Annotated in this window: 18 protein-coding genes, 1 tRNA gene and 1 pseudogene; 8 read left to right on the top strand and 12 right to left on the bottom strand. The window is 73.0% G+C overall.

All coding sequences use genetic code 11. The annotated features are described in order from the left end of the window. Window positions 1–6 precede the first annotated feature (6 nt). The 5 genes from QFZ64_RS17510 to QFZ64_RS17490 form a co-directional block, all read right to left on the bottom strand. Entirely contained in the window at window positions 7–2,049 is a 2,043-nt protein-coding gene (locus QFZ64_RS17510) for a copper resistance CopC/CopD family protein (protein ID WP_373430753.1), read from the bottom strand. A gap of 153 nt (window positions 2,050–2,202) precedes the next feature. Further along, window positions 2,203–2,661 carry a copper chaperone PCu(A)C gene (locus QFZ64_RS17505; RefSeq protein ID WP_307071744.1) on the bottom strand — a complete coding sequence of 153 codons (459 nt, stop codon included), beginning with the start codon at window positions 2,659–2,661 and terminating at the stop codon, window positions 2,203–2,205. A gap of 32 nt (window positions 2,662–2,693) precedes the next feature. Continuing rightward, window positions 2,694–3,404 carry an SCO family protein gene (locus tag QFZ64_RS17500; protein ID WP_307066790.1) on the bottom strand — a complete coding sequence of 237 codons (711 nt, stop codon included), beginning with the start codon at window positions 3,402–3,404 and terminating at the stop codon, window positions 2,694–2,696. Window positions 3,405–3,499: 95 nt separating this feature from the next. Continuing rightward, window positions 3,500–4,318, bottom strand: a complete 819-nt coding sequence (locus QFZ64_RS17495) for a YcnI family protein (protein ID WP_307066788.1) — start codon at window positions 4,316–4,318, stop codon at window positions 3,500–3,502. Window positions 4,319–4,510: 192 nt separating this feature from the next. Continuing rightward, a complete protein-coding gene (locus tag QFZ64_RS17490; RefSeq protein WP_307066786.1) occupies window positions 4,511–5,422 on the bottom strand; it encodes a hypothetical protein in 912 nt (303 codons plus the stop codon). Between the two features lie 204 nt (window positions 5,423–5,626). Between QFZ64_RS17490 and QFZ64_RS17485 the strand changes: the two genes are divergently transcribed. Further along, window positions 5,627–6,082 (top strand): ATP-binding protein, encoded by a 456-nt coding sequence (locus QFZ64_RS17485; RefSeq protein ID WP_307066784.1) that lies wholly within the window; start codon window positions 5,627–5,629, stop codon window positions 6,080–6,082. Between the two features lie 135 nt (window positions 6,083–6,217). Here QFZ64_RS17485 and QFZ64_RS17480 read toward each other — a convergent pair whose 3' ends face one another. After that, on the bottom strand, window positions 6,218–7,717 hold the full coding sequence (locus QFZ64_RS17480; protein WP_307066781.1) for an aminopeptidase P family protein: 1,500 nt from the start codon (window positions 7,715–7,717) through the stop codon (window positions 6,218–6,220). Between the two features lie 184 nt (window positions 7,718–7,901). Then, entirely contained in the window at window positions 7,902–9,437 is a 1,536-nt protein-coding gene (locus QFZ64_RS17475) for a PP2C family protein-serine/threonine phosphatase (RefSeq protein WP_307071743.1), read from the bottom strand. Between the two features lie 592 nt (window positions 9,438–10,029). On the opposite strand from QFZ64_RS17475, the gene QFZ64_RS17470 reads away from it, so the two are divergent. Together QFZ64_RS17470 and QFZ64_RS17465 are read left to right on the top strand one after the other, a co-directional pair. After that, window positions 10,030–10,695, top strand: a complete 666-nt coding sequence (locus tag QFZ64_RS17470) for a bifunctional DNA primase/polymerase (RefSeq protein WP_307066779.1) — start codon at window positions 10,030–10,032, stop codon at window positions 10,693–10,695. 56 nt (window positions 10,696–10,751) lie between these two features. Beyond that, window positions 10,752–11,432, top strand: coding sequence for a hypothetical protein (locus QFZ64_RS17465; RefSeq protein ID WP_307066776.1), 681 nt, complete (start codon window positions 10,752–10,754; stop codon window positions 11,430–11,432). A gap of 476 nt (window positions 11,433–11,908) precedes the next feature. Here QFZ64_RS17465 and QFZ64_RS17460 read toward each other — a convergent pair whose 3' ends face one another. The 3 genes from QFZ64_RS17460 to QFZ64_RS17450 form a co-directional block, all read right to left on the bottom strand. Further along, window positions 11,909–12,889, bottom strand: coding sequence for a DUF5926 family protein (locus QFZ64_RS17460; protein WP_307066774.1), 981 nt, complete (start codon window positions 12,887–12,889; stop codon window positions 11,909–11,911). A 207-nt stretch (window positions 12,890–13,096) separates the two neighbouring features. Further along, window positions 13,097–13,603, bottom strand: coding sequence for an ATP-binding protein (locus tag QFZ64_RS17455; RefSeq protein WP_307066772.1), 507 nt, complete (start codon window positions 13,601–13,603; stop codon window positions 13,097–13,099). A gap of 185 nt (window positions 13,604–13,788) precedes the next feature. Next, window positions 13,789–14,610: a glycerophosphodiester phosphodiesterase gene (locus QFZ64_RS17450; RefSeq protein ID WP_307066770.1), complete on the bottom strand. Its 822-nt coding sequence runs from the start codon at window positions 14,608–14,610 to the stop codon at window positions 13,789–13,791. A gap of 299 nt (window positions 14,611–14,909) precedes the next feature. Here QFZ64_RS17450 and QFZ64_RS17445 point away from each other — a divergent pair. Next, window positions 14,910–16,375 (top strand): annotated as a pseudogene (locus tag QFZ64_RS17445) (trypsin-like peptidase domain-containing protein). An 86-nt stretch (window positions 16,376–16,461) separates the two neighbouring features. Next, window positions 16,462–16,548, top strand: a tRNA-Ser gene (locus tag QFZ64_RS17440). Window positions 16,549–16,676: 128 nt separating this feature from the next. Here the strand turns inward: QFZ64_RS17440 and QFZ64_RS17435 are convergent. Beyond that, a complete protein-coding gene (locus tag QFZ64_RS17435; protein ID WP_307066768.1) occupies window positions 16,677–17,063 on the bottom strand; it encodes a DUF6083 domain-containing protein in 387 nt (128 codons plus the stop codon). A gap of 277 nt (window positions 17,064–17,340) precedes the next feature. Between QFZ64_RS17435 and QFZ64_RS17430 the strand changes: the two genes are divergently transcribed. Further along, a complete protein-coding gene (locus QFZ64_RS17430; RefSeq protein ID WP_307066766.1) occupies window positions 17,341–18,009 on the top strand; it encodes a histone deacetylase in 669 nt (222 codons plus the stop codon). Window positions 18,010–18,068: 59 nt separating this feature from the next. On the opposite strand, the gene QFZ64_RS17425 is transcribed toward QFZ64_RS17430, so the two are convergent. After that, window positions 18,069–18,980 (bottom strand): bifunctional DNA primase/polymerase, encoded by a 912-nt coding sequence (locus QFZ64_RS17425; RefSeq protein WP_307066764.1) that lies wholly within the window; start codon window positions 18,978–18,980, stop codon window positions 18,069–18,071. 442 nt (window positions 18,981–19,422) lie between these two features. Between QFZ64_RS17425 and QFZ64_RS17420 the strand changes: the two genes are divergently transcribed. Both QFZ64_RS17420 and QFZ64_RS17415 read left to right on the top strand, forming a co-directional pair. Then, window positions 19,423–19,734: a hypothetical protein gene (locus QFZ64_RS17420; RefSeq protein WP_307066763.1), complete on the top strand. Its 312-nt coding sequence runs from the start codon at window positions 19,423–19,425 to the stop codon at window positions 19,732–19,734. A gap of 499 nt (window positions 19,735–20,233) precedes the next feature. After that, a complete protein-coding gene (locus QFZ64_RS17415; protein ID WP_307066761.1) occupies window positions 20,234–21,142 on the top strand; it encodes a DUF1906 domain-containing protein in 909 nt (302 codons plus the stop codon). The last annotated feature ends 24 nt before the right edge of the window (window positions 21,143–21,166 follow it).

Below are 21,166 nucleotides of genomic sequence, written 5' to 3'. Positions count from 1 at the left end.
TGGCGGTCAGCCGATCTGCGCGTTCTTGTCTACGGTCACCTGGTCGATGTCGGAGGTCCGCACGGTCACGGCGACCTTCCAGTTGCCCGCCAGGGGAATCTGTACGCTGCTCGCCGACCAGTGCCCGGTGGCGACGCGGTCCGGGTTCACCGGCAGCGGGCCGATGTCCTTCGCGGCCAGGGTGAAGGAGACCTTGACCTCGGGAACGTCGAACGTCCTGCCGTTGGGCCGGGTCACATACACGTGCATGACGTTGCCGCCGACGCGGGCGGGATCGAGGGTCACCCGGGCGGTGCCCTTGCCGTCCTCGCCGCCGGTGTCGAAGGGCAGCTCCAGCGAGAGGGACTCCGAGGTCTGCGCGTCGGACGACGAGGACGACGACGATGAGGACGACGAGGAAGCAGCCGCCTTCGCGGCCTGGGCCTCCTCCTCCGTGCGCCCGGGTTCGGTGGTGGTCAGCACGGTGGTGACGGCGAGGAGCACCACGGCGACACCGGCCTCGGCGAGCACGGACCGGCGCAACCCGGACCGGAACGGGTCCGCCTCGCGGACTCGCTTGGCCCGTGCCGCGGCTGTCGCGGCGCGCTGCCGGGCGAGCTGGGCGGCACGCCGGGGATCATCGGAACCGGTAGACGGCTTGCCCGACCCGGTTCTGCCCGACGAGGCCTTGCCGGAAGACGCCGAGGCCGAGGCCGAGGTCGCGGCCGCCACCGTCTTCTTCCTCTTCTCCTTCTCTTTCTCCTTCTTCGTGGTGGCCGGTACGTCCGCCAGATGGGCCGTCCAGCGGTGGGAGAACCGGGCGATGCCGAGGAGGACAGCCACCAGGGCGACCTTCGCCAGCAGAAGTTGCCCGTAGGCGGTGCCGGTGAGCGCGGACCAGGAGCCGACCTGCCGCCACGACTGGTAGAGCCCGCTGGCGACCAGTACGACCACGCTGCCGAACGCGACCCGGGAGAACCGCTGCACGGCCGTGGCCTCGATCGACGGGGTGCGGTACAGCGCGGTCAGCAGGGCCGCGAGGCCACCGAGCCAGGTGGCGACGGCCAGCAGGTGGAGGATGTCGACGGGCATGGCGATCGAGGTCTGGATGCCCGTCGAGGCGTGCTCGGCCATCGCCCAGGTCGCCGCGAGTCCGGCCGCGATGACGGCACCGCCGACGGCCAGCCCGAACGTGAGGTCCCGTCGCTCGGCGGCCCGGTCGGCAGCGTCTTCGCCGTCTTCGGTGCCCGCGGCGTCCTTGGCGCCCTCGGTCCCCTTGCCGGTGTCACCGTCCTCGTCGTCCTGGCGCGCGTACGCCCCGAACAGCACCGCGACGAACAGCGCGGCGGCGGCGAGCAGCAGCAGCCGGGAGAGGAGGGCCGCACCCGTCTTGCTCTGGAGCACCTGCCCGACCAGGGACAGGTCGAAGATGTCGGCGACCTTCCCGGAGCCGGTGTAGGAGCCGCGCAGCAGCAGCAGTGCGAGCGTCGCCCCGGTGAGGGCGATCCACCCGGAGACCACGAACCGCTGCATCGTGCGCTCACCGGCCCCGCGCTGCCAGCAGGCGAGCACGAAGGTCGCGCCACCGATCAGCACGACGAAGCCCGCGTACGACACGTACCGCGCGAAGCCGTAGAGCGCGCCCACGACACCGCCGCCCACGGCCTGGTCGGAGACGGAGACGCTGGTCGCCGAGGGGGCGCCGATGGAGAAGGTGAAACCGCCGGCGACGGGGTGACTGTCCGCCGAGATCACCTGGAAGGTCACGGTGTACGTGCCGTCGGGCAGACCGCTGCGCAGCGGGATGCCGTAGGTGGTGCCTTGGAGGTTGGACGGCTTGCCGGTGTCGACCTGCTTGCCGGCCGGGTTCAGCACCCGGAGCGAGCCGGAGCCCCCCGAGGGAAGGGAGATCTTCTCCGAGAAGGTGAGGGTGACCTCGCTGGGTGCCTTGTCGACCACCGCCCCCTGCGCGGGGGCGCTGCCGGTGAGCGCGGCGTGCGCGGACGCGGGAGAGGCACTGCCGAGCAGCAGGCCGCCCGCGGCGAGCAGCAGCGCGAACAGCGGAAGCAGGGCGCGCAGAGCCGCGGCCCGGGCCGACGTTCGCGAGCCCGGCCGCGGCGCGGGTCCCGGTCCCGGCACCAGTCCCGGTCCCGGTTCGCGGACCGGGGCCGGTCCCCGTTCCGCGCCGGAGGCGGTGGTCTGTGTCACGGTGCTGTTCTCCCCTCAGTGCCCGGTCTTCGGGACGTACGTCGCCGACTTCACCGGGATCTCCACCTCGACCGTGCCGGACACGGCGAAGTGGAGGTCCACCGCCACCTTCTCGCCCTCCTTCGGCCTGCGGTCGAGTTTTTCGAACATGAGATGGTTCCCGCCGCTGGCGAAGGCGAGCCGCCCGTGGGCGGGCACCGGGAAGGATTCCTTCTCGACCATCGCGCCGCCCTTGGTCTCGTGCAGGGTGACGTCCGCCGCCGCGTCGCTGGAGATCGAGGTGAGGGTGTCCTCACCCCCGGAGTTGGTGACGGTGAAGAAGCCCGTCGCCATGTCGCCGGACATGGGTGCGGGCATGTAGGCGCCGCTGACCTTCAGCCTGGGCGCGGCGGAGGCCGAGCCGCCCGAGTCGTCGGACCCGCCGCAGGAGGTCAGTGCCAGTGCCGCCGCGGTGGAGGCCCCGGCCACCACCATGAGGGAGCGGCCGGACGGGCGGAACCTGCCGTTCACGGCTTCTGCCCCTGGACGATCTTCGGGAGGTCCTTCGTGTAGTCGTCGACCGTGGCGTCCTGGCTGTAGAGCAGGTAGCCGGCGTCGGTCCTGGGCGAGAACGCGATGACCTGTGTGCCGTGCGTGGACACGATCTTCCCGTTCTTGTCCTTCGTCGTCGGCTCGATGCTGATGCCGAGGCTGCGGGCGCCGGCCTGGATCTTCGGGAAGTCACCGGTCAGACCGACGATGTCGGGGTCGATGCCCTTGAGCCACTTGCCGAGTTCGGCGGGGGTGTCCCGCTTCGGGTCGGTCGTCACGAAGACGACGCGGAGCTTGTCCTGCTCCGCCCGGGACAGGTGCTTCTTGGCCACCGCGATGTTGTTCATCGTCAGGGGGCAGACGTCGGGGCAGTGGGTGTAGCCGAAGTAGACGAGCGTGGGCCGCTTCTGGGTCTCGGCGCGCAGGTCGTACTTCTTGCCGTGCGTGTCGGTGAGGACGAGGTCCGGCTTCTCGAAGGGCTGGTCGAGGACGGTGACGGCGCCCTTCGAGGAGGAGTCCTCGGAGACGACGGCGACGGGATCGCTCGCGTCGTCACCGGAGCCGCAGGCGGTCAGGGTGAGAGCGGCGGCGGCGAGGAAGGCCGCCGCGGTGGCGGTGTACTTGGTACGAGACGTGCGAGACGTACGAGACGTACGGGCGGTACGGGCTGTGTCTGTGATGCGCATCAGGTGTTTCCCAGGGTGAGGGCTTCGGCGCGGCGCCGGGGTGGCACGGTCGTACGACCCCCGGCGCCGCACCGATGGTGGATTGCTCGTGGCGGTCAGGCCCCGGCGCCGCTCCGGCGACGGCCCGCCAGCACCCCGTACGCGACGCCCCCGGCGCCGAGGACGATGCCGACGATGCCGAGCACGCGTGCGGTGGTGTCACTGCTGTCGTCGGACTCGGCGGCGCTGTCCTTGGCGGCCGAGTCGTCCAAAGAGCCGGAGGCGGTCGAGGCGCCCTTCGCGGCGGAGCCGTGGCTGTCGTCGGAGGCGTCGGAGAGGGTGAGGGCCGGGGCCGGGTTCTCCGGCTCCTCCTGGCCCTCCTTCTGGATTTCGATCCAGCGGACGACCTCCTTGTTGGAGTACGTCTGGAGCGCCTTGAAGACGAGCTGGTCGGTGTCGTCCGGGAGGGCGCCGACGGAGAGCGGGAACTTCTGGAAGTAGCCCGGCTCGATGCCCTTGCCGGTGGCGGTCCAGGTGACCTTGGAGACGGCCTCGCTGATCTTCTGGCCGTGCGAGGTGATCGGCTTGGCGAGCTTGGACGTCGTGACCTTGACGTTCCAGCCCTCGACCGGCTCCGGCATGACCGAGGCGAGCGGGTGGTCGGCGGGCAGGCTGACCTCGAGCTTCGTGGTCGAGGCGTTGTCGCGCTCGTTGGGGACCTTGAAGTCGACGACGGCGTACCCGCCCTTGGCCGCCTGTCCCTCGGGCTGCACGGTGACGTGCGCGAACGCGGGCGTCGACACGGCGAGGACGACCAGCGCGGCGGCGGCGCCGGCGGCGGCGACCCGAGGCAGCTTCGACGACGTGCGGGCGGCCGGGGCGGCCGTGGCGACCGGGGCGGCGGTGGTGACCGGGACGGTCTTGGTGACCTTCATATGCGCAGCACTCCACTGGAGACGGACCCCGCCGACGCGGAATCCGGAACGGGAATCGAAGGGGGGCGGGCGTGCGCCGCGGAGGGGCACGCGCGCGTACCGCACGACGGCGGCAGGCCCCTCCCCGTCCGCCCGTCCCCCTCTCCTTGCGGAGCGGCGGAGCGGAACGAAAAGGCGTGGGTGCGCGTCGCGTCAGGCGGCGAGGACGACGGAGTGGGCGACCGGCGGGCCGCGCCGGATCACCGAGTGCTGCAGCAGCGCCGTGCGCGGCGGTGACGCGGCGGTCAGGTCGTCGCACGGGACGACCGGCCCCCGTCCGGGCGCGCCCGGAAGCCCCGCGAGGAGCGCGCGGACGTACGCCAGAGCGGTGCGCAGGGCACGTCCGGGCGCGCCCCCGCCGACCCCGTACGCCGACAGTCGCATCAGCCGCAGCAGCGCGAGGTCGCCCCGGCGCAGCACCCAGCCGGCGACGACGGCCGCGAGGACGTGGCCGAGCAGCATGGGCAGCGACGGCAGGATGCCGAACAAGGGAGAGGAACAGCCGCCGGTGGCGAGGGCGTCGGCCGGATGGTGTGCCGAGGCCGTCGTCGCGGTGTCGATCCGCGCGTCGGTGAGGAGGCGGTGGGCCTGGGCCGGGGTGATCGACGCCGTGGTGCCGCCGCACAGGAGCCGGGCGGCGCGTGCCACCAGCTCGGCGTCGGCGGTGGAGGCGCCGTGCGCCAGGGTGCCGGACACCGTGCCCGGCGCGGTGCCTGCCGGGCCCTCCGCGCTCAACATCCCCGCCATGCCCCGCATGCCGGCCATGCCGCTCATGGCGGTGCCGGCGCCGTGTCCGCCCAGTCCGAACAGCGTGTGCAGCGCGGCCTGTCCGACCGCGAGGACCGCGGCGATGCCGGGCAGCGACCGCTCGCGCCCGGCCAGCGGCAGGGCGACGGCGAAGATCGTCAGGAACCCGACGCCCAGCGTCCACGGCGGGACGGCGGCGCGGGAGGCGAGCCCGTGCCCCGCGGCGGCCAGCACGACACAGACCGCGGTGAACACCGCGGCCCGCAGGATCCGGAGGTCCGCTCCGGAGCGCGTCGTGCGCCGAGAGGGGGCAGTCATGGCGGCCTCATCATCGCACTGTGCCCACAGGCCCCACGCGGCAGGTCCACAAGGTGCGGTATGTGCCGTCCTGCCGTCCGGCATACACCGATCGGCCCGGCCGCACACCGCCGCACGGGCGACGGAGGCGTGATCGGGCGATTGCGCACGGGTAGTCGTGGCAATACGTAACCGTATGTCGAGCCGCGGCCGGGAGGCTGGAGCATGAGCATCTGGTGGTCACTGCATCTGCGGCGCGAGGCCGCGAGCGTGCCGCTGGCCCGGCGGCTGCTGGTCGGCGCGATGGAGACCGCGGGTGTCGACCCCGACATCTCCTACGACCTCTCCGTGGCGCTCAGCGAGGCGTGCGCGAACGCGGTCGAACACGGTGGCGACCGGGGGCGCGGCCGCGGCTGCGGGGAGTACCGGGTGACCGCCTACCTGGACGGAGAGAAGTGCCGCATCGAGGTGGCCGACTCGGGTCCCGGGTTCTCCCCGGGCCGGGCGCGCCCGCCGGTGCGAGCCGCCCGCGCGGACGCGGAGAACGGCCGGGGTCTCGGCCTCATCCAGCAGCTCGCCGACCATGTGCAGATCGGCAACAAGCCCGGGCACAGCGGTGCTGTGGTGAGCTTCGACAAGATCCTGAAGTGGCGCGAAGGCGCGCCCCTGGCCGCGGTCTGAACACCGTCCCACCCGGCCTTGTCCGCCCGCGCGCCCAGGAACGGCGCCGGGACGTCGCACCGACGAGCGCGCTCCGGGCACCCGGGGGCCGCGCCGGGCCCCCGGGCCCCCGAACCCTCGGGCACCTGGTGTGGCTCAGGCGCGCTTCAGCGACTCCATCCACGCCTCGACCTCGACGGAGCGGCGCGGCAGCGCGGCCGACAGGTTCCGGTTGCCGTCCTCGGTCACCAGGATGTCGTCCTCGATCCGCACACCGATGCCCCGGTACTCCTCCGGCACGGTCAGGTCGTCGGTCTGGAAGTACAGCCCCGGCTCGACGGTGAGGACCATTCCGGGCTCCAGCACGCCGTCCACGTACGACTCCACCCGCGCCGACGCGCAGTCGTGGACGTCCATGCCGAGCATGTGACCGGTGCCGTGCAGGGTCCAGCGGCGCTGCAGACCGAGTTCGAGCACGCGCTCGACGGGCCCCTCGACCAGGCCCCACTCCACCAGCCGCTCGGTGAGCACGCGCTGGGCGGCGTCGTGGAAGTCGCGGTGCTTGGCGCCCGGCCCGACCGCCGCGATGCCGGCCTCCTGGGCGTCGTACACCGCGTCGTAGATCTTCCGCTGGATGTCGCTGAAGCGGCCGTCGACCGGCAGGGTGCGGGTGACGTCGGCGGTGTAGTACGTGTGCGTCTCCACACCGGCGTCGAGCAGCAGCAGGTCGCCCGCGCGGACCGGGCCGTCGTTGCGGACCCAGTGCAGGGTGCAGGCGTGCGGGCCGGCCGCGGCGATGGTGCCGTAGCCGACGTCGTTGCCCTCCACGCGGGCCCGCAGGAAGAACGTGCCCTCGATGTAGCGCTCGCCGGTGGCCCGCGCCTTGTCGAGGACCTTCACCACGTCCTCGAAGCCGCGCACGGTGGAGTCGACGGCCTTCTGCAGCTCGGCGATCTCGAACTCGTCCTTGACCAGCCGCGCCTCGGACAGGAAGACCTTCAGCTCCTCGTCCCGCTCGGCGGTGACCTTGTCGGTGAGCGCGGCCTCGACGCCGGCGTCGTAGCCGCGTACGACGCGGACCGGGCCGCGGGCCTCGCGCAGCTTCCCGGTCAGCTCGCGGACGTCAAAGACGCGGATGCCGTACAGCTTCTCGGACTCGGTGAGGGAGTGGCGGCGGCCGACCCACAGTTCGCCCTGGCCGGAGAGCCAGAACTCGCCGTTCTCGCGGTCGGAGCGCGGCAGCAGGTACAGCGCCTCCTCGTGGCCGTCGGCCCTGGGCTCCAGGACCAGGACGCCGTCCTCGGTCTGGTTGCCGGTGAGGTAGGCGTACTCGACCGAGGCACGGAAGGGGTAGTCCGTGTCGTTCGAACGCGTCTTCAGGTTGCCGGCGGGGATCACCAGGCGTTCGCCCGGGAAGCGCGCGGAGAGCGCGGCACGGCGTGCGGCGGTCTCGGCGGCCTGCGGGACGGGCGCGAGGTCGCGCAGTTCGGTGTCGGCCCACCCGGACTTCATGTTCTCGGCGAGTTCGTCGGACACGCCCGGGTACAGGCTGTTCTTGCGCTGCTTGATGGGCTCCTCGGACTCGGCTGCCTCAGCCTCGTCCGCCACGGTCTCCGGGGTCGCCGGAATCTCCGAGAGCTCGTCCGCCACGGTCATTCCTCCTAGGTACGGCACTGGGCCGCTTCCATCGTACGGTCGTACCGCCCAGCCGTTCCGGGGCGCGTGGGCGTACGGCGGCTACGACCGGGGGCGTACCGGGCGCCACGCCCGGTGGCCGCCCCGGCAGACTCTCGGCCGGGCCCGGCCACCGGGGCCCGGCTGCCCCGCCCGGGGAGCTCCGCTACTCGAAGCGCGCCGCCAGCAGCACGACGTCCTCCGCGCCGCCCGTCGCGTCCAGGCCGTCCGGCAGGACGGTGCGCAGCACGTGGTCCGCGACCGCCGCCGCGTCGGCGCGCATCCCCCGGGGCACGCTCGCGGCCGCCGCGTGCAGCCGGGCGAAGGCGCGGTCCATGGGATCGCCGGTGCGTTGCAGCAGCCCGTCGGTGTACAGCAGAACCGTCTCTCCCGGTTCGGCCGTCAGTTCGACGCTCGGCGCCTCCCAGCAGGCCAGCATGTTCAGGGGCGCCGACAGGGAGGTCTCGACGTACTCCGTGCGCCGCTCGCCGACGACCAGCGGGGGGCTGTGTCCCGCACCGGCCAGGGTGATCCGGCGCAGCGCGGGCTCGCAGTAGGCGAACAGCGCGGTGGCCGAGCGGGCCGGCTCGGTCAGCCGCAGCAGCAGCTCCAGGTCGGACAGGACGGCGACCGGATCCTCGCCCTCCATCACGGCGTACGCCCGCATGCTGGCGCGCAGCCGGCCCATGGCCGCGACCGCGCCGGGCCCGGCCCCGGTGACGGAGCCGACCGCGAGGCCGAGGGCCGCGTCCGGCAGCGGCAGCGCGTCGAACCAGTCGCCGCCGCCGCGCGGCCCGCTGCGGCGGCGGGCGGCGAGCTGCACGCCCGGGACCCGGGGGAGCCGGGAGGGCAGCAGTTCCTCGGAGAGGGTCGCGATGCACCCGCGCGTGCGTTCGATCTCGACGAGCCGGGCGAGGTGCTCGGTGGCGCAGCGGACGTAGAGCCCCGCGAGGTGGCGCATGCGGGCGGTCGGCTCGGCGGGTTCGTCATAGAGCCAGACCGCGGCGCCGAGACGCCCGGCCGCCTCGCCGGCCAGCGGCAGGGCGTAGCTGGCGGCGTAACCGAGGCGGGCGGCCACCTCGCGGTGGCGGGGGTCGAGTCCGTCCTCGGCGAACAGGTCGGGCTGCGCGATCTCGCCCTCGCCGCCCGGCAGGCCGTCCAGGATCTTCCCGTACGCCGTCGAACTGCGCGGCACGGTCTCGATGTGGCCGAGGTCGGCGCGGCCGAGGCCCAGGCCCAGGGTGGTGTCGGGGCCCAGCCCGTCGCGGGGCTCCAGGACGACCAGGCCGCGGCGGGCACCCACGAGGGCGGACCCGGCGCGCAGCAGCTCCTCCAGGGCGGCGGCGAGCGAGTCGGTGCGGACCAGCCGTTCGGTGAGTTCGTGGAGGGTGGTGAGGTCGGAGACCCAGCCGGCGAGGCGGTCCTGGAGGAGAGCGCCCGGACCGGTGGTGTGGGAGGTGGCCGAAGAGGTACCCGTGGTGCCGGGCGAAGGGCCCGTGGGCGGGGCGGCCGACGCGACAGTGTGAGCGGGAGCCGGAACCGTGGAATCGATTCCGGCCACTTTCGGGAGGTGAGGGACGGTCATGGCGTCCGGCTTTCCGACTGGTGCGTACTGCACGAAAGCATCGCAAACCCCCATGTCATTCTGCGTCGCAGGCAGTGTCTCCACATGTACACGCACTCGTGAGGGGATGTCCAGCATTGTCCTGCCGGGATTCCTGGTGTCCATGAGACCGGTGGTGCGGCTGGCCTCGGGATTGTCCCGGCGATCCGCGGATTCTGCGGAGTCGCTTGCGGGAACACGAAGTTGGCTTGAAACTGACTCGGGCAACGGCGTATTGCGGTCGACTGGCCTCGTTCGACGGAGCGTCACAGCGGTCGGGGTGGGTACGTACCCGGTGAGGCCCAGGGAGCGGCGAAGAGCCGCCCGGAACCTGGTGGCCGACCCGGGCGTCCTATCCACCGACGACCGAGCCCCATCCTCCCGCGGCGGAGGCGGCGAGCAACAGTGCGACGGCAATTCGCCAGGCGTCGCCACCCCCGCGCCATGCCCGTGCTTTTGACAGACGCAGTATGGACACCGCGACCCTCGCGGATTTCGTGCCCACGGTCCGCGGACCCGGCCGGGCTCGGCCCCGACGGATTCCCCCTGTCCACGACAGGGGCGTGATGCTCCAGCGAGTACGCACAGCAGCAGGTACGCACAGCGCGATGATCGACACATGTGGTGAATGACCATGTGGTGAATGCAGCCCTCGGTGTTGCCGGCGTGCAACGGAAAGGAACGAGCGCTCATGCGCGGGATTCCCGGAAGGCTACGCAGGTTCCTGTCCAGGCCGAACGACAGGGAGCCTGAGGTGTTCGGTGCGGCCCTGACCTTCGCCACCCAGTGGCAGTGGCCCGTTCTCCCGGGTGTGGCACCGGACCCCCAGGGGCGCGCCCGCTGCGGGTGCCCCGACCCGGAGTGCACGGTGCCGGGCGCTCACCCGTTCGACCCGGGGCTGCTCGCGGCCACCACCGACGCGCGCATGGTCCGCTGGTGGTGGACCAACCGGCCGACGGCGCCGATCGTGCTCGCCACCGGCGGCCGCGCGCCCTGCGCGGTGAGCCTGCCCGCCCCCGCGGCGGCCCGCGCCCTGGCCACCCTGGACCGCAAGGGCATCAGGATCGGCCCGGTCGTCGCCGCCCCGAACCGCTGGGCGATCCTCGTGGCCCCGTACTCCCTGGAGCAGCTCGGCGAGCTGCTCTACGCCCAGGACTACGTCCCCGGCTCGCTCCGCTTCCACGGCGAGGGCGGCTATATCGCGCTGCCGCCCTCCGCGACCGGGCACGGGCGGGTGCGCTGGGAACGGGCGCCGCTGCCCGGGTCGGCCGCGCCCTGGGTGCCGGACGTGGAGGCTGTGGCGGACGCCACGGTCGAGGCCCTCACTCGTACGGGTGTGAGCGCCCCCGAGTTCTAGGGGTGTCGTGCGCGCGGCGGGCCGGCCGGCTCCGCGCGCTCGTTATGTTCGCCCCCATGAAGCGCACTTCCGGGGGGCACGGAACGCGTCGGTCCCAGGGGCACGGGCGGGAACGGGCACCGGCTGAGTCGCGGGGTGCCCGCGGCACCCGGGGCCGGCACGGCGCCGAGCCGCCGCCGGGACTCGATCCCCGGGTCCGGCTGGCCGCACTGGTGGTGGCACTGGCGGCGGCGGTACTGCTCCCGCTGGCCGTGGCCGCCGCGGGTCCCGTCGGCGACCGTGTCGACGACGCCGACCGGGTGCGGGACAGCGGGGCCGCCGCCCCGCACCGGGACGCCGAGGAACCGGGCGCCCCGCCCGCCCGCTCGCCGCACCTGCTGGGCCTCGGGCTCGCCACCGCCGCCCGCTGCGGCCCCTCGCTCACCTCGCCCGACGGCGTCGAGGCACAGACCTGTGTGTTCACGCAGGGCGCCGAGACCTGGGCGCGCGCCTACTACCGCAACACGACCGGCCGCGCGCTGAGCACCTCGCTGAGCCTGCTGAAGCCGGGCGGCGGAGCGGTACGCATCACCTGCGCGATCGGCGCGGGGGACGAGCCGGGGACCTGCGAGACGCCCCGGCAGCGCACGGACGGCGAGCCCGGCGCCTACGAGGCGATGGCGGAGTTCGCGCGGGACGCGGCGGCCGACGACGGACCGCTGCTGCTGCGCGTGGGAAGCGGCTCGGCGCGGTCCTGAGTGACCCTCCGGCGCGCGCCGGGCGGGCCGTACGGCGCGACGCCGCCCCGCCGGGCAACGGCGTTACGGGGGAGGGAAGTTGGCGGAGGGGGCGGTTCCGGGGCAGGTCACCGGGCGCATGAAAAGACCCGGTTGCTGGCGACGGGGGATGCACCAGCAACCGGGCTATTGGAACGGTAACAAGAGATCGCCGGTTCGCAAATTCGATCTCGCCTATTCGGACACGGATGTGCTTGTCGGAAGCGGCAGTTGTGACGCGAGTCACCCGGTGGGGCGGCTGAGTCGTCGGTTCCCACCGGGCAGCTGTTGCCGACGCCGCACGGCCGACGGCGCACGGCCTCCGCTACGCGATCGACGTCGCAGAGCCGATGTCGCACAGCCGTCGGCACGCGGCCGGCGACACGCGCGTCCCGCCCGCCCCGCCGTCGTGGGCGGTGCGGTCCGCGGCCGTCCGGCGGCACCGTCCGGGCGGTGTGTCAGCTCAGGGTGACCTGGCGGTTCGTCAGGCCGCCGCGCGCCCGGCGCTCGTCCGGCGTGAGCGGCCGCGTCGACGCGAGCGCCTCCGCGAGGTGCTCGGCGAACTCGGTGGCCGGCTTCTCCACGTCCTGTGCCGTCATCTCGCTCGGCAGGTCCCACACCGGCACCACCAGTCCGTGCGCCCGGAAGGATCCCACCAGCCGGGTGCCCTCGCCCAGCCCGGACCGCCCGGCCGCGTGCAGCCGCGCGAGCGCGTCCAGGAGCTGCTCCTCCGGGTGCGGCATGACCCAGCGCAGGTGGTTCTTCTCCGGCGTACGGCACCAGTAGGCGGCGTCCAGGCCCTCCAGCCGTACGGTGGGAATGGCCGCGGCGTTGGCCCGCTCCAGGGACGCGGTCACCTCGGGCGAGGCGTTCTCCGCGTCCGGGACCCAGAACTCGAATCCCGTGTGCACCGCCGGGACGAACGTGGCCCCGGGGTCCAGTACGTCCTGCAGCCGGGGGCCGTCGGCCGGGGCGCGCCGGCTCGGCACCGAGGTGCCGGGCTCCGCCGTCAGCGCGCGGACCAGCGTGTCGGCGAGGTCGCGGCTGATGTCGCCGGACGCGGTGTCGTTCTGCAGGCCGAGCAGGACCGAACCGTCGTCGCGGCGCAGCGCGGGCCAGGCCATCGGCAGCACGGTGGCGAGGGTGACCGAGGGGACACCCTCGGGAAGACCGTCCTTCAGGGTCAGCTCGGCCGTGGCGGCCGGGACCAGTTCGCGCAGGGCGACCCAGTCGCCCTCGCCGGCCAGCCCTTCGAACGGGCGCTGCACCAGCTCGGTCGCCGCGTGCGCGGCGGCCCGGCCGTGGCAGGCCTTGTAGCGGCGGCCGCTGCCGCAGGGGCAGGGTTCCCGGGCGCCGACGACCGGAATGTCCGCCCCGGCGCTCACCCCGCCGCCGGTCCGGTGCCTGTCGGCCTTCGTCTGGGGTCGCTTCTTGGCCATCGTCGGTGTCTCCCGGTCACGGCTCGTCTCGTACGGGCGCGAGCCTAGCCGCTCGCACGGGCGGCGAAGGGAACCTGTGGACAAAGGGGAAGCGTGGCACACGACGTTCGGCACGGCCGCCGACACCGGCACGGCCGCCGGCACCGGCACGGACCACGACCGAGCGACCGGCCACGAGCCCCCGACCGCGGGCCGTCGCTTCGTCGCCTACGACGCCCGAGGGACCGAGGACACCGCGACCCGCGCGGCGAAGTCCTCACGGCGGCGCGCGGCATCGACGTCGTCCCGCACGACGACCCAGACGGTGACCTCACCGTGCGCTTCGTCCCGTACGCCCCAGTCGTGGGCCAGCGCCGTGATGATGTTCAGACCACGTCCGCCACGCGCGGTGACCGACGGCGTGGCCGGAACCGGCCGCGTCGGACCGCCGCCGTCCGTCACCTCGACCGTGAGCCGCCCCGGGGGGTCGACGCGCCACGCGGCCCGCACGTCACCGTCCCCGGCGAGGGCGTCGCCGAGGGGTCTGCCGTGCCGGCAGGCGTTGCTGAGAAGTTCGGAAAGGATCAGTACGGCATCGTCGATGACCGTTTCCGATACGCCCCCGCGGCGCAACTGCGCCCGCATCCGATGCCTTGCCTGCCCCACGCCCGCAGGGCCATGGGGTACGGCCATGCTCGACGACGCGGGCACCTCCTGTGCCACCACCAACGCCACCCCCGAGACCTCCTTCACCCCACGCCACGGAGTGGATGCCCCACCGCAATGGGCCGGAAACCGACCGGCCGACGTGCGACGGGTCACTCTTCGTGGCCGGACACGGACCGAACGCGCCGGTGCACTCCCCGTGACAGACCGGGGCGCCCGCCCAAGGAGCGGAGGGCAGCGGCGCCGCCCGCGGCTCAGCGGTCCAGCAGTTCCCGTACGGCCCGCGGACGGTTGGTGATGATGGCGTCGACGCCCAGGTCGACGCAGCGGCGGACGTCCTCGGCCGAGTTCACGGTCCACACGTGCACCTGGTGCCCGGCCTCCTTGAGGCGCCGGACGGTCGCCGGGTGATTGCGTACGATCCGGATCGAGGGGCCCGCGATCCGGACCCCCTCGGGCAGCCGTCCGTCCCGCATCCGGGGCGTCACGAACTGCGTGAGGAAGACGGTCGGAAGCATCGGTGAGGCGGCCCGTACGCGGTGCAGCGACCGCGCCGAGAAGCTCATCACCCGCACCGCGGACTCCTCGGGCGAGGCGGGCGCGTCCAGCCCGAACCGCTTCAGCAGGAGCAGCAGCCGCTCCTCGACCTGACCGGCCCAGCGGGTCGGGTGCTTGGTCTCGACGGCGAGCTCCACCCGGCGCCCGGCGTCGGCGACCAGGGTCAGCAGCCGCTCGAGGGTGAGGACGGAGGTGTCCCCCCGGTCCTCGGGCCGGTGCTCCCAGTCGGGAGCCTCGTCCGGGGTCTCGTCGTGGCGGTGCCAGGAGCCGAAGTCAAGGGCGGCGAGCTCGGCGAGCTCCAGGGCGGAGACGGCACCGCGCCCGTTGGACGTACGGTTGACGCGACGGTCGTGGACGCAGACGAGATGGCCGTCGGCGGTCAGCCGCACGTCGCACTCGAGGGCGTCGGCTCCGTCCTCGATGGCTTTGCGGTAGGCCGCGAGGGTGTGTTCCGGCGCCTCCTCGGAGGCTCCGCGGTGGGCGACGACCTGGATCGGGTGCCGGCGTGCGTGGGTCATCGCGTCATGGTGCCACCGGTGCGGGGTACGTGTCGGATCGTGCGTCCTGCCCGGCGGATCGCGCAGCCCGCGGGGGCGGTGCGGGGTCGGGAGTCCGTTTAGTCTTACTGGTCTTATATAAGGGTTGGCCGTGGGGCAGACCCACAGGTACCGCTTATGGTGCCCTGACGGTCCATGGGAAAAGCTGGCGGCATACAAGCACCTGCACAGCTGCATCGCGCCGGACCGTTCGGCGAGCGTGGGACGAGCGTGGCCGAAGTACGACCGAGAACAACAGCCGTGGATCGAGGAGAGAAGCTGTGAGCACCGAGAACGAGGGCACCACGGTACCCCCGGCCCCGTCAGCACCTCCCGTGCCGGTGGACGCTCCCGCTGCCTCCGGTCCGGGCACGCCGCCAGGGCCGACGGCCTCCGGTCATGGCTACGGGGAACCGCCGCAGGCCCAGGCCCCCGGTCAGCCGGCCGGTGCGCCGGGCCGCCCCGCCGACCCCTACGGACAGGCGCCCGGCGCCCAGGCCACCGCCTCGTCCCCCGTCGACGCCGGCTGGCCGCCCCCGCCCCCCGGCACGCCGGGTTACGGCGGCGATGACGGCCAGGGCGGCGGCTGGGGCTCCGGCTACCAGCCGACGCCGAAGCCGAAGTCCGGCCGCGGTGGCCTGGTCGCCGCGGTCCTCGTCGCCGCGCTGGTCGCGGGCGGCCTCGGCGGCGGCCCCTCGGCTACACGCTCGCCAAGGACAACGACTCCTCCGGCTCCACCACCGTCTCCGCCTCCCAGAGCGGCGGCGACGTCAAGCGCGCCGCCGGCTCGGTGGCCGGGGTGGCGGCCCGCGCGCTGCCCAGCACGGTGACCATCGAGGCCGAGGGCAGCAACGGCGAAGGCGGCACCGGTACGGGCTTCGTCTTCGACAAGGAAGGCCACATCGTCACCAACAACCACGTGGTGGCGGAGGCGGTCGAGGGCGGCAAGCTGTCGGCCACCTTCCCCGACGGCAAGAAGTACGACGCCGAGGTCGTCGGCCACGCGCAGGGCTACGACGTCGCCGTCATCAAGCTCAAGAACGCCCCGTCCAACCTCAAGCCGCTCACGCTGGGCGACTCCGACAAGGTGGCGATCGGCGACTCGACCATCGCGATCGGCGCGCCCTTCGGCCTCTCGAACACGGTGACGACGGGCATCATCAGCGCCAAGAACCGCCCGGTGGCCTCGAGCGACGGCCAGTCGGGCAGCAGCACCTCGTACATGAGCGCGCTGCAGACGGACGCGTCGATCAACCCGGGCAACTCCGGCGGCCCGCTGCTGGACGCGCGGGGCGCGGTCATCGGGATCAACTCCGCGATCCAGTCGTCGAGCAGCGGGGGTCTGGGCGGCGGCTCGGGCCAGGCGGGCTCGATCGGCCTGGGCTTCGCCATCCCCATCAACCAGGCCAAGTACGTCGCCCAGGAGCTGATCAGGACCGGCAAGCCGGTCTACCCGGTGATCGGCGCGTCGGTCTCCCTGGAGGACGGCACGGGCGGCGCGAAGATCACCGACCAGGGCGTCAACGGCTCGGACGCGGTCACCGCGAACGGCCCGGCGGACAAGGCGGGCCTCAAGTCCGGCGACGTCATCTCCAAGCTCGACGACAGGGTGATCGACAGCGGCCCCACCCTGATCGGGGAGATCTGGACCCACCGTCCCGGGGACAAGGTCGCCCTGACCTACAAGCGTGGCGGCAAGACCCACACGGTCGACCTCACCCTGGGCAAGCGGGTCGGCGACAGCTGACCCCACCCCCGCACCACGGCACCCGAACGTGCCCGACGGCGGGCCGGTAACCTGTACCCGCGCTGTCGCCCTCGCGGCAGCGCGGAGGAGGCGTGCCCGAGCGGCCGAAGGGAACGGTCTTGAAAACCGTCGTCGTGGCAACACGACCGTGGGTTCAAATCCCACCGCCTCCGCGTGCTGAGCAGTGAGAACGGCCCCTGACCAGGGTTGATGGTCGGGGGCCGCTCACGTGTCCGGTGCCCGTGACTGCCCGGTGTTCCCCGCGGTCTCCCGCTCGATCGGGCACGGTCGGGGCGCGGCATCAGGGGTTCTGCCTCGTGCACAGGTACTCATGGGCGGGCACCACGGGCTCTCCGGGGGTCGGGTCGATCGCGCCGACCCGTACCGCCACCCTCACGACTTCGGTCATGCTGTGTGCGGCGGTCCGGCTCACCAGGCGCCAACGATGCTTCGGCGGCACCTGTTTCGCCGGCAGTTCGAAGGGAGCCAGTTCCACCCAACGGTCGTAGTTGGTCGGGTAGCAGCGCACGGCGGCGTGACAGCGTCGGCACGTACGGGGTTCGATCCATTCCACGTCGTCCGGGCCCGGTGTGGGCTCCTGGGCCGCGATGGCTCCCTCTGCCGTGGCCAACTCGTTGGCGACCCGATTCCAGCACTCGTCGCAGAGATCGGCCGACAGGGGTACCAAGCGGCCTCGTTCACGAACGTCGGGCCCGCTTGCAGAACACAACAGACACTGAGGTCGGCTGATGCCTTCGGGAACCGCCATTTCTCGAGTGTGAGCGCCGGAAACCCGGCGCATACAGGGCGATTTTCTGCCTTGTTCGGCAAAGCTGCACTTCAATGACCCAACCGGTGCGCACCTTTCACTACTGCCTCAAACCACCGTCTACCCCGGCGCTCGTTCTCTCCTGCGCACCGTCACTTCGGGCACGGACGGGGTGGGAACAGGCGAGCATCTACGCGTGAACGTGTTGCAGAAGATCGACTCGACGCTTCCCGGTGATCTCCGCCCCGAGCGTGTCTGGTACACGGCGTACGGCTCCAACACGCATGTGGACCGTCTCGCGTGCTACATCCGGGGTGGGCGGCCGGTCGGGGCGGCGAGGGTCTGTCCGGGGTGTCGGGATCCACGGATGCCGGTCCGTTCGGTGGCGGTCGAACTGGGCGGCGCCCTGTACTTCGCGACCGAGTCGCCGGTGTGGGGCGGCGGGAGGGCGTTCTACGATCCGCGCGCCGGCGGGCGGGTGTGGGCCAGGGCGCATCTGGTGACGGCGGAGCAGTTCGCGGACATCGCGGCGCAGGAGATGTACCGGGAGCCGGGCGCGGAGATCGATCTCACCGAGGTGCTGACCCGGGGGACGGCGGCCCTCGGCGAGGGACGTTACGAGACGCTGGTGTGCGCCGGTCAGGTGGACGGGACGCCGGTGCTGACCTTCACCGCCCCCTGGGGAGGGGACGATGTCCGGTGGAATCCGCCTTCGGCCGCGTACTTGCGCCACCTGGCGAAGGGGCTGCTCTCGGCCGGGGTGTGGGACGCGGGGGCGGTCGTCTCGTACCTCGCGTCCTGTCCGGGCGTGGCGGGTCACTGGTCGGAGGAGGCGGTCATGGGGCTCTTGCGGGTGCGGGATTGATTCCATGGGCCGCGCGGGCCGTGTGCGGGGGCGGCGGGCCGGTCGGTCAGGTGGACGAGTCAGGTACGGCGGGGCGTCATGCGGGCCGCCGAGGCCACTGTGGAGCGGGCCTCCCGGAGGGTGAGGCCGGTGTGGACGGCGGCGTCGATCAGGGCGGCGGTCAGGGCGGGGCCCAGGCCGTTCTCGTAGGCGCGGCAGGCGGCCCAGAAGAGGCGGGTGTTGCGCTGGCCGGTGTGGGCGGTCAGGACGAACTGGATCAGGCCGTCGCCCTGGTGGGCGCGGGCGTGCGCGTCGGGCGGGTGTGATCCGGTGCCCGGACTGCCCGCACGGTGAGGACGCGGCGGTGGCAGCAACAGGCGCAGCAGCGGGGACGGGCAGGGGGCGGGCGACAGGTGGGCCGCGCCCGGTGCCGTCTCGTAGACGCCGTGGTCGGTGCGGGAGCCGGGGCCGACGAGATAGCCGCCGGCGCCCCGGATGTCGATGCCGGGGGCCAGCCTGCTCGCGGAGTTGGGGACCGCGACGTCCGGCGGTCCGGTCAGCCACAGGTGGCGGCCCCCGCTGGGGGTGACGATCACCACCGTCGGCGGGATCGTGAACAGGTGGCGCAGCGCCAGTTCGCGCAGCGCGGTGGTGGAGTCGGTGCCGGACTTGGTGTCCAGGTCGACGCCGATCAGATGGTGCGGGGGCAGCCCGCAGGCGATGCCGTAGCCGGTGGCCCAGGGGGCGGCGGCGAACAGCGCCCGGATGCGCCGCGGGTCGGTCGAGGCGTCGTAGACGCCGTGGCCGAAGCGGCCGCACTCGCCGTGGCAGGGCGGGCCGGCCGGGCGGTCGGGGGCGGAGCGGTCACGGTGCGGGGAGCGCAGGGCCGGCAGCTTCGTGCGCGACAGCGGGATCACCGCCAGGCCGCGCTCGGCGGCGGACAGTGCGTGGGCCAGGGCCATGGTGGTGGCCTGCCGGTCGATGGTGGCCATGGATCGATTTTCGTACATGCGTTCGAGAAAGGGAAGGGGATTTCCGGGCGCTGAGCGGTTCCGCCGCGGCCGTTCGGGCGATGCGCCGCCGTGCGCGGCCGTCCCGGGGGTGCTGCTGCCGGTCCTGCGGCGGAACCTTTCGCCTCCTGGGAGGGCTTGGTGGGCTCTGCGGGGTGGGCGGATCGCCGTGCTCTTCTGCCCGGGCGCGTCGTGTGAGAAAGATCGTGACGGGGGTTTGTCGACTGGTCCTCACGCTTCGGAGGGAATCACGGCTTCCGGGATGGTTCGTCGCGATGCGGTCGGGCAGCTTTGAGCCGCGACGTCGTGCAGAGCTCCGAGGCGGTCGGCCAACTGCCCGGAGAAAAGCCGTACTTCATGTGTGTCCGTACTTCATGTGCGTCCGGCCTTCGCCGGTGCGTACTCCCGTTTCTGGAGGAAGAACATGGCAAGCATCCGTACCGCCCGCGTCCTCGCCGTCGTCGCTGCCCTGCCGCTGGCCGCCGCCCTCCTCACGGGCGTCGCCACCGCGGACAACGGCGCCGCCGCGGACGACGGAGCGAACGCGGCCGTGGCGACCGTCAGCGGCAGCGGGACCGGCCTCGACAACGACGGCAACTCGGCGACCACACAACAGCAGGCGCTCGGCGCCGGCGCCGCCAATCAGAGCAACACCTCCCAGGTGAACGGGTCCGCGTTCACGACCGTCAACCAGGGGAACGAGAACGTGGTCGTCCACTTCACCCCTCTGTGGTGAGCGGTGCGGGGCCGACGGTCGCCGGCCGGTCCCGAGGGTCTGTACAGGGTGCGCCTCATGGGTTGTGACACGTCTGCGCGGCGGTGCCTTCGGTGCCGCCGCGCAGACGTTCGCCGCGGTGGCGTCGCGCGGACGTGTCGCCGCGGTGGCGCCGGGCCGCGGCCGACGCGCGGAGCGGGTCCCCACATCGGGGCCGATTTGACGGCGGACGGCTGAACGCCGCGTGTGGCGGACCGCCGGGAGGCGGGCGGAAACGTTCACTCGGGCCATGCGCGAACGTGGGTGTGATGGCTGGGGACGCGGTCGGGACCTGACGTGGGGACGGGTGCCCGGCGAGGTCGGGGTGTGGGCGCGGTGGCGGAGGGAATGCGGGAGCGGATTCCGTGGGGGGGAATTCCGGAGGGGGTGGACCGGGCTCGTCGGGGTCTGCGTCGTATGGGCACTCCTGTGCGGGGCCGGGGTGCCGGGGACCCCCGCCTCCTCCCTCGTCCCTGCCTCGGTGCCCGCCTCCGTCCTCGTCCCTTCTTCCGTCCCTGCTCCCGCTGCCGCCCGCACCGTCACCTTCCGCGGCTGGGGCATGGACACCTGCGGCGCCCCCTCCACCGGCACGCTCACCCGCTGGCGCACCTCCCGTTACCGGGCCCTCGGCATCTACTTCGGAGGCCGGGGCCGCGCCTGCCCCCAGCCCCGGCTCACCCCCGGCTGGGTGCGCGCGGTGGACCGCATGGGCTGGCGCCTGCTGCCGGTGTACGCCGGCTCGCAGGCGCCCTGCGTGAGCAGCGGCGTCAAACGGCACGTGGCGATCGGACGGCACCCCGCGCGGCAGGGCACGGCCGAGGGGCGCGACGCCGTGCGCCGGGCGCACGCCCTCGGCCTGCTGACCGGCAGCGCGCTCTACCTGGACGTCGAGTCGTACGACCGTCGGAAGAAGTCCTGCGCCCGGCGTGTGCTCTCCTTCGTCCGCGCCTGGGACCGCGAGGTGGGCAACAGCGGGTACCTGCCGGGTTTCTACAGCAGTGCCGACACGGGCGTACGGCACATCGAGGGCGCCCGCCGGGCGGGAGTCGAGGACCTGCCCGCCGTGATGTGGTTCGCCCGCTGGCGCGGCGCGCCCCGGCTGTACGGGGAACCGGCGCTGCGGCGGAGCGCGTGGCGCGGGCGGCGGATCCACCAGTACGCGGGGAACGTCCGCGAGCGGCACGGCGGCCGCACCCTGCTCATCGACCGCAACCTCGTCGACGCCCCGGTGGCCCGGGTCGAGGGAACCCGGCGGGTCCGACCGCTCCGGTCGACCGGGCCGACTGGGTCGCTCCGGTCGACCGGGCCGTCTGGTCCGTTCCGGTCGACCGGGCCGATCCGGCCCACTCGTAGTCCTTTCTCAGGGGTCGACCCTGAGTACCCGCAGTAGTCCTCCTCCACCTGTAGGAGGTGG

Source organism: Streptomyces sp. B3I8, from assembly GCF_030816915.1.
Classification (GTDB): Bacteria; Actinomycetota; Actinomycetes; order Streptomycetales; family Streptomycetaceae; genus Streptomyces.
This window is presented reverse-complemented; position numbering and strand designations above follow the sequence as displayed.

What these genes read in the sequence shown, in the direction of transcription:
- QFZ64_RS17505 (WP_307071744.1), bottom strand. Translation starts at nt 2,661, where the DNA reads ATGGTGGTGGCCGGGGCCTCCACCGCGGCGGCACTGGCACTGACCTCC.
- QFZ64_RS17500 (WP_307066790.1), bottom strand. Translation starts at nt 3,404, where the DNA reads ATGCGCATCACAGACACAGCCCGTACCGCCCGTACGTCTCGTACGTCT.
- QFZ64_RS17495 (WP_307066788.1), bottom strand. Translation starts at nt 4,318, where the DNA reads ATGAAGGTCACCAAGACCGTCCCGGTCACCACCGCCGCCCCGGTCGCC.
- QFZ64_RS17490 (WP_307066786.1), bottom strand. Translation starts at nt 5,422, where the DNA reads ATGACTGCCCCCTCTCGGCGCACGACGCGCTCCGGAGCGGACCTCCGG.
- QFZ64_RS17485 (WP_307066784.1), top strand. Translation starts at nt 5,627, where the DNA reads ATGAGCATCTGGTGGTCACTGCATCTGCGGCGCGAGGCCGCGAGCGTG.
- QFZ64_RS17480 (WP_307066781.1), bottom strand. Translation starts at nt 7,717, where the DNA reads ATGACCGTGGCGGACGAGCTCTCGGAGATTCCGGCGACCCCGGAGACC.
- QFZ64_RS17475 (WP_307071743.1), bottom strand. Translation starts at nt 9,437, where the DNA reads ATGCTGGACATCCCCTCACGAGTGCGTGTACATGTGGAGACACTGCCT.
- QFZ64_RS17470 (WP_307066779.1), top strand. Translation starts at nt 10,030, where the DNA reads ATGCGCGGGATTCCCGGAAGGCTACGCAGGTTCCTGTCCAGGCCGAAC.
- QFZ64_RS17465 (WP_307066776.1), top strand. Translation starts at nt 10,752, where the DNA reads ATGAAGCGCACTTCCGGGGGGCACGGAACGCGTCGGTCCCAGGGGCAC.
- QFZ64_RS17460 (WP_307066774.1), bottom strand. Translation starts at nt 12,889, where the DNA reads ATGGCCAAGAAGCGACCCCAGACGAAGGCCGACAGGCACCGGACCGGC.
- QFZ64_RS17450 (WP_307066770.1), bottom strand. Translation starts at nt 14,610, where the DNA reads ATGACCCACGCACGCCGGCACCCGATCCAGGTCGTCGCCCACCGCGGA.
- QFZ64_RS17425 (WP_307066764.1), bottom strand. Translation starts at nt 18,980, where the DNA reads ATGGCCACCATCGACCGGCAGGCCACCACCATGGCCCTGGCCCACGCA.
- QFZ64_RS17420 (WP_307066763.1), top strand. Translation starts at nt 19,423, where the DNA reads ATGGCAAGCATCCGTACCGCCCGCGTCCTCGCCGTCGTCGCTGCCCTG.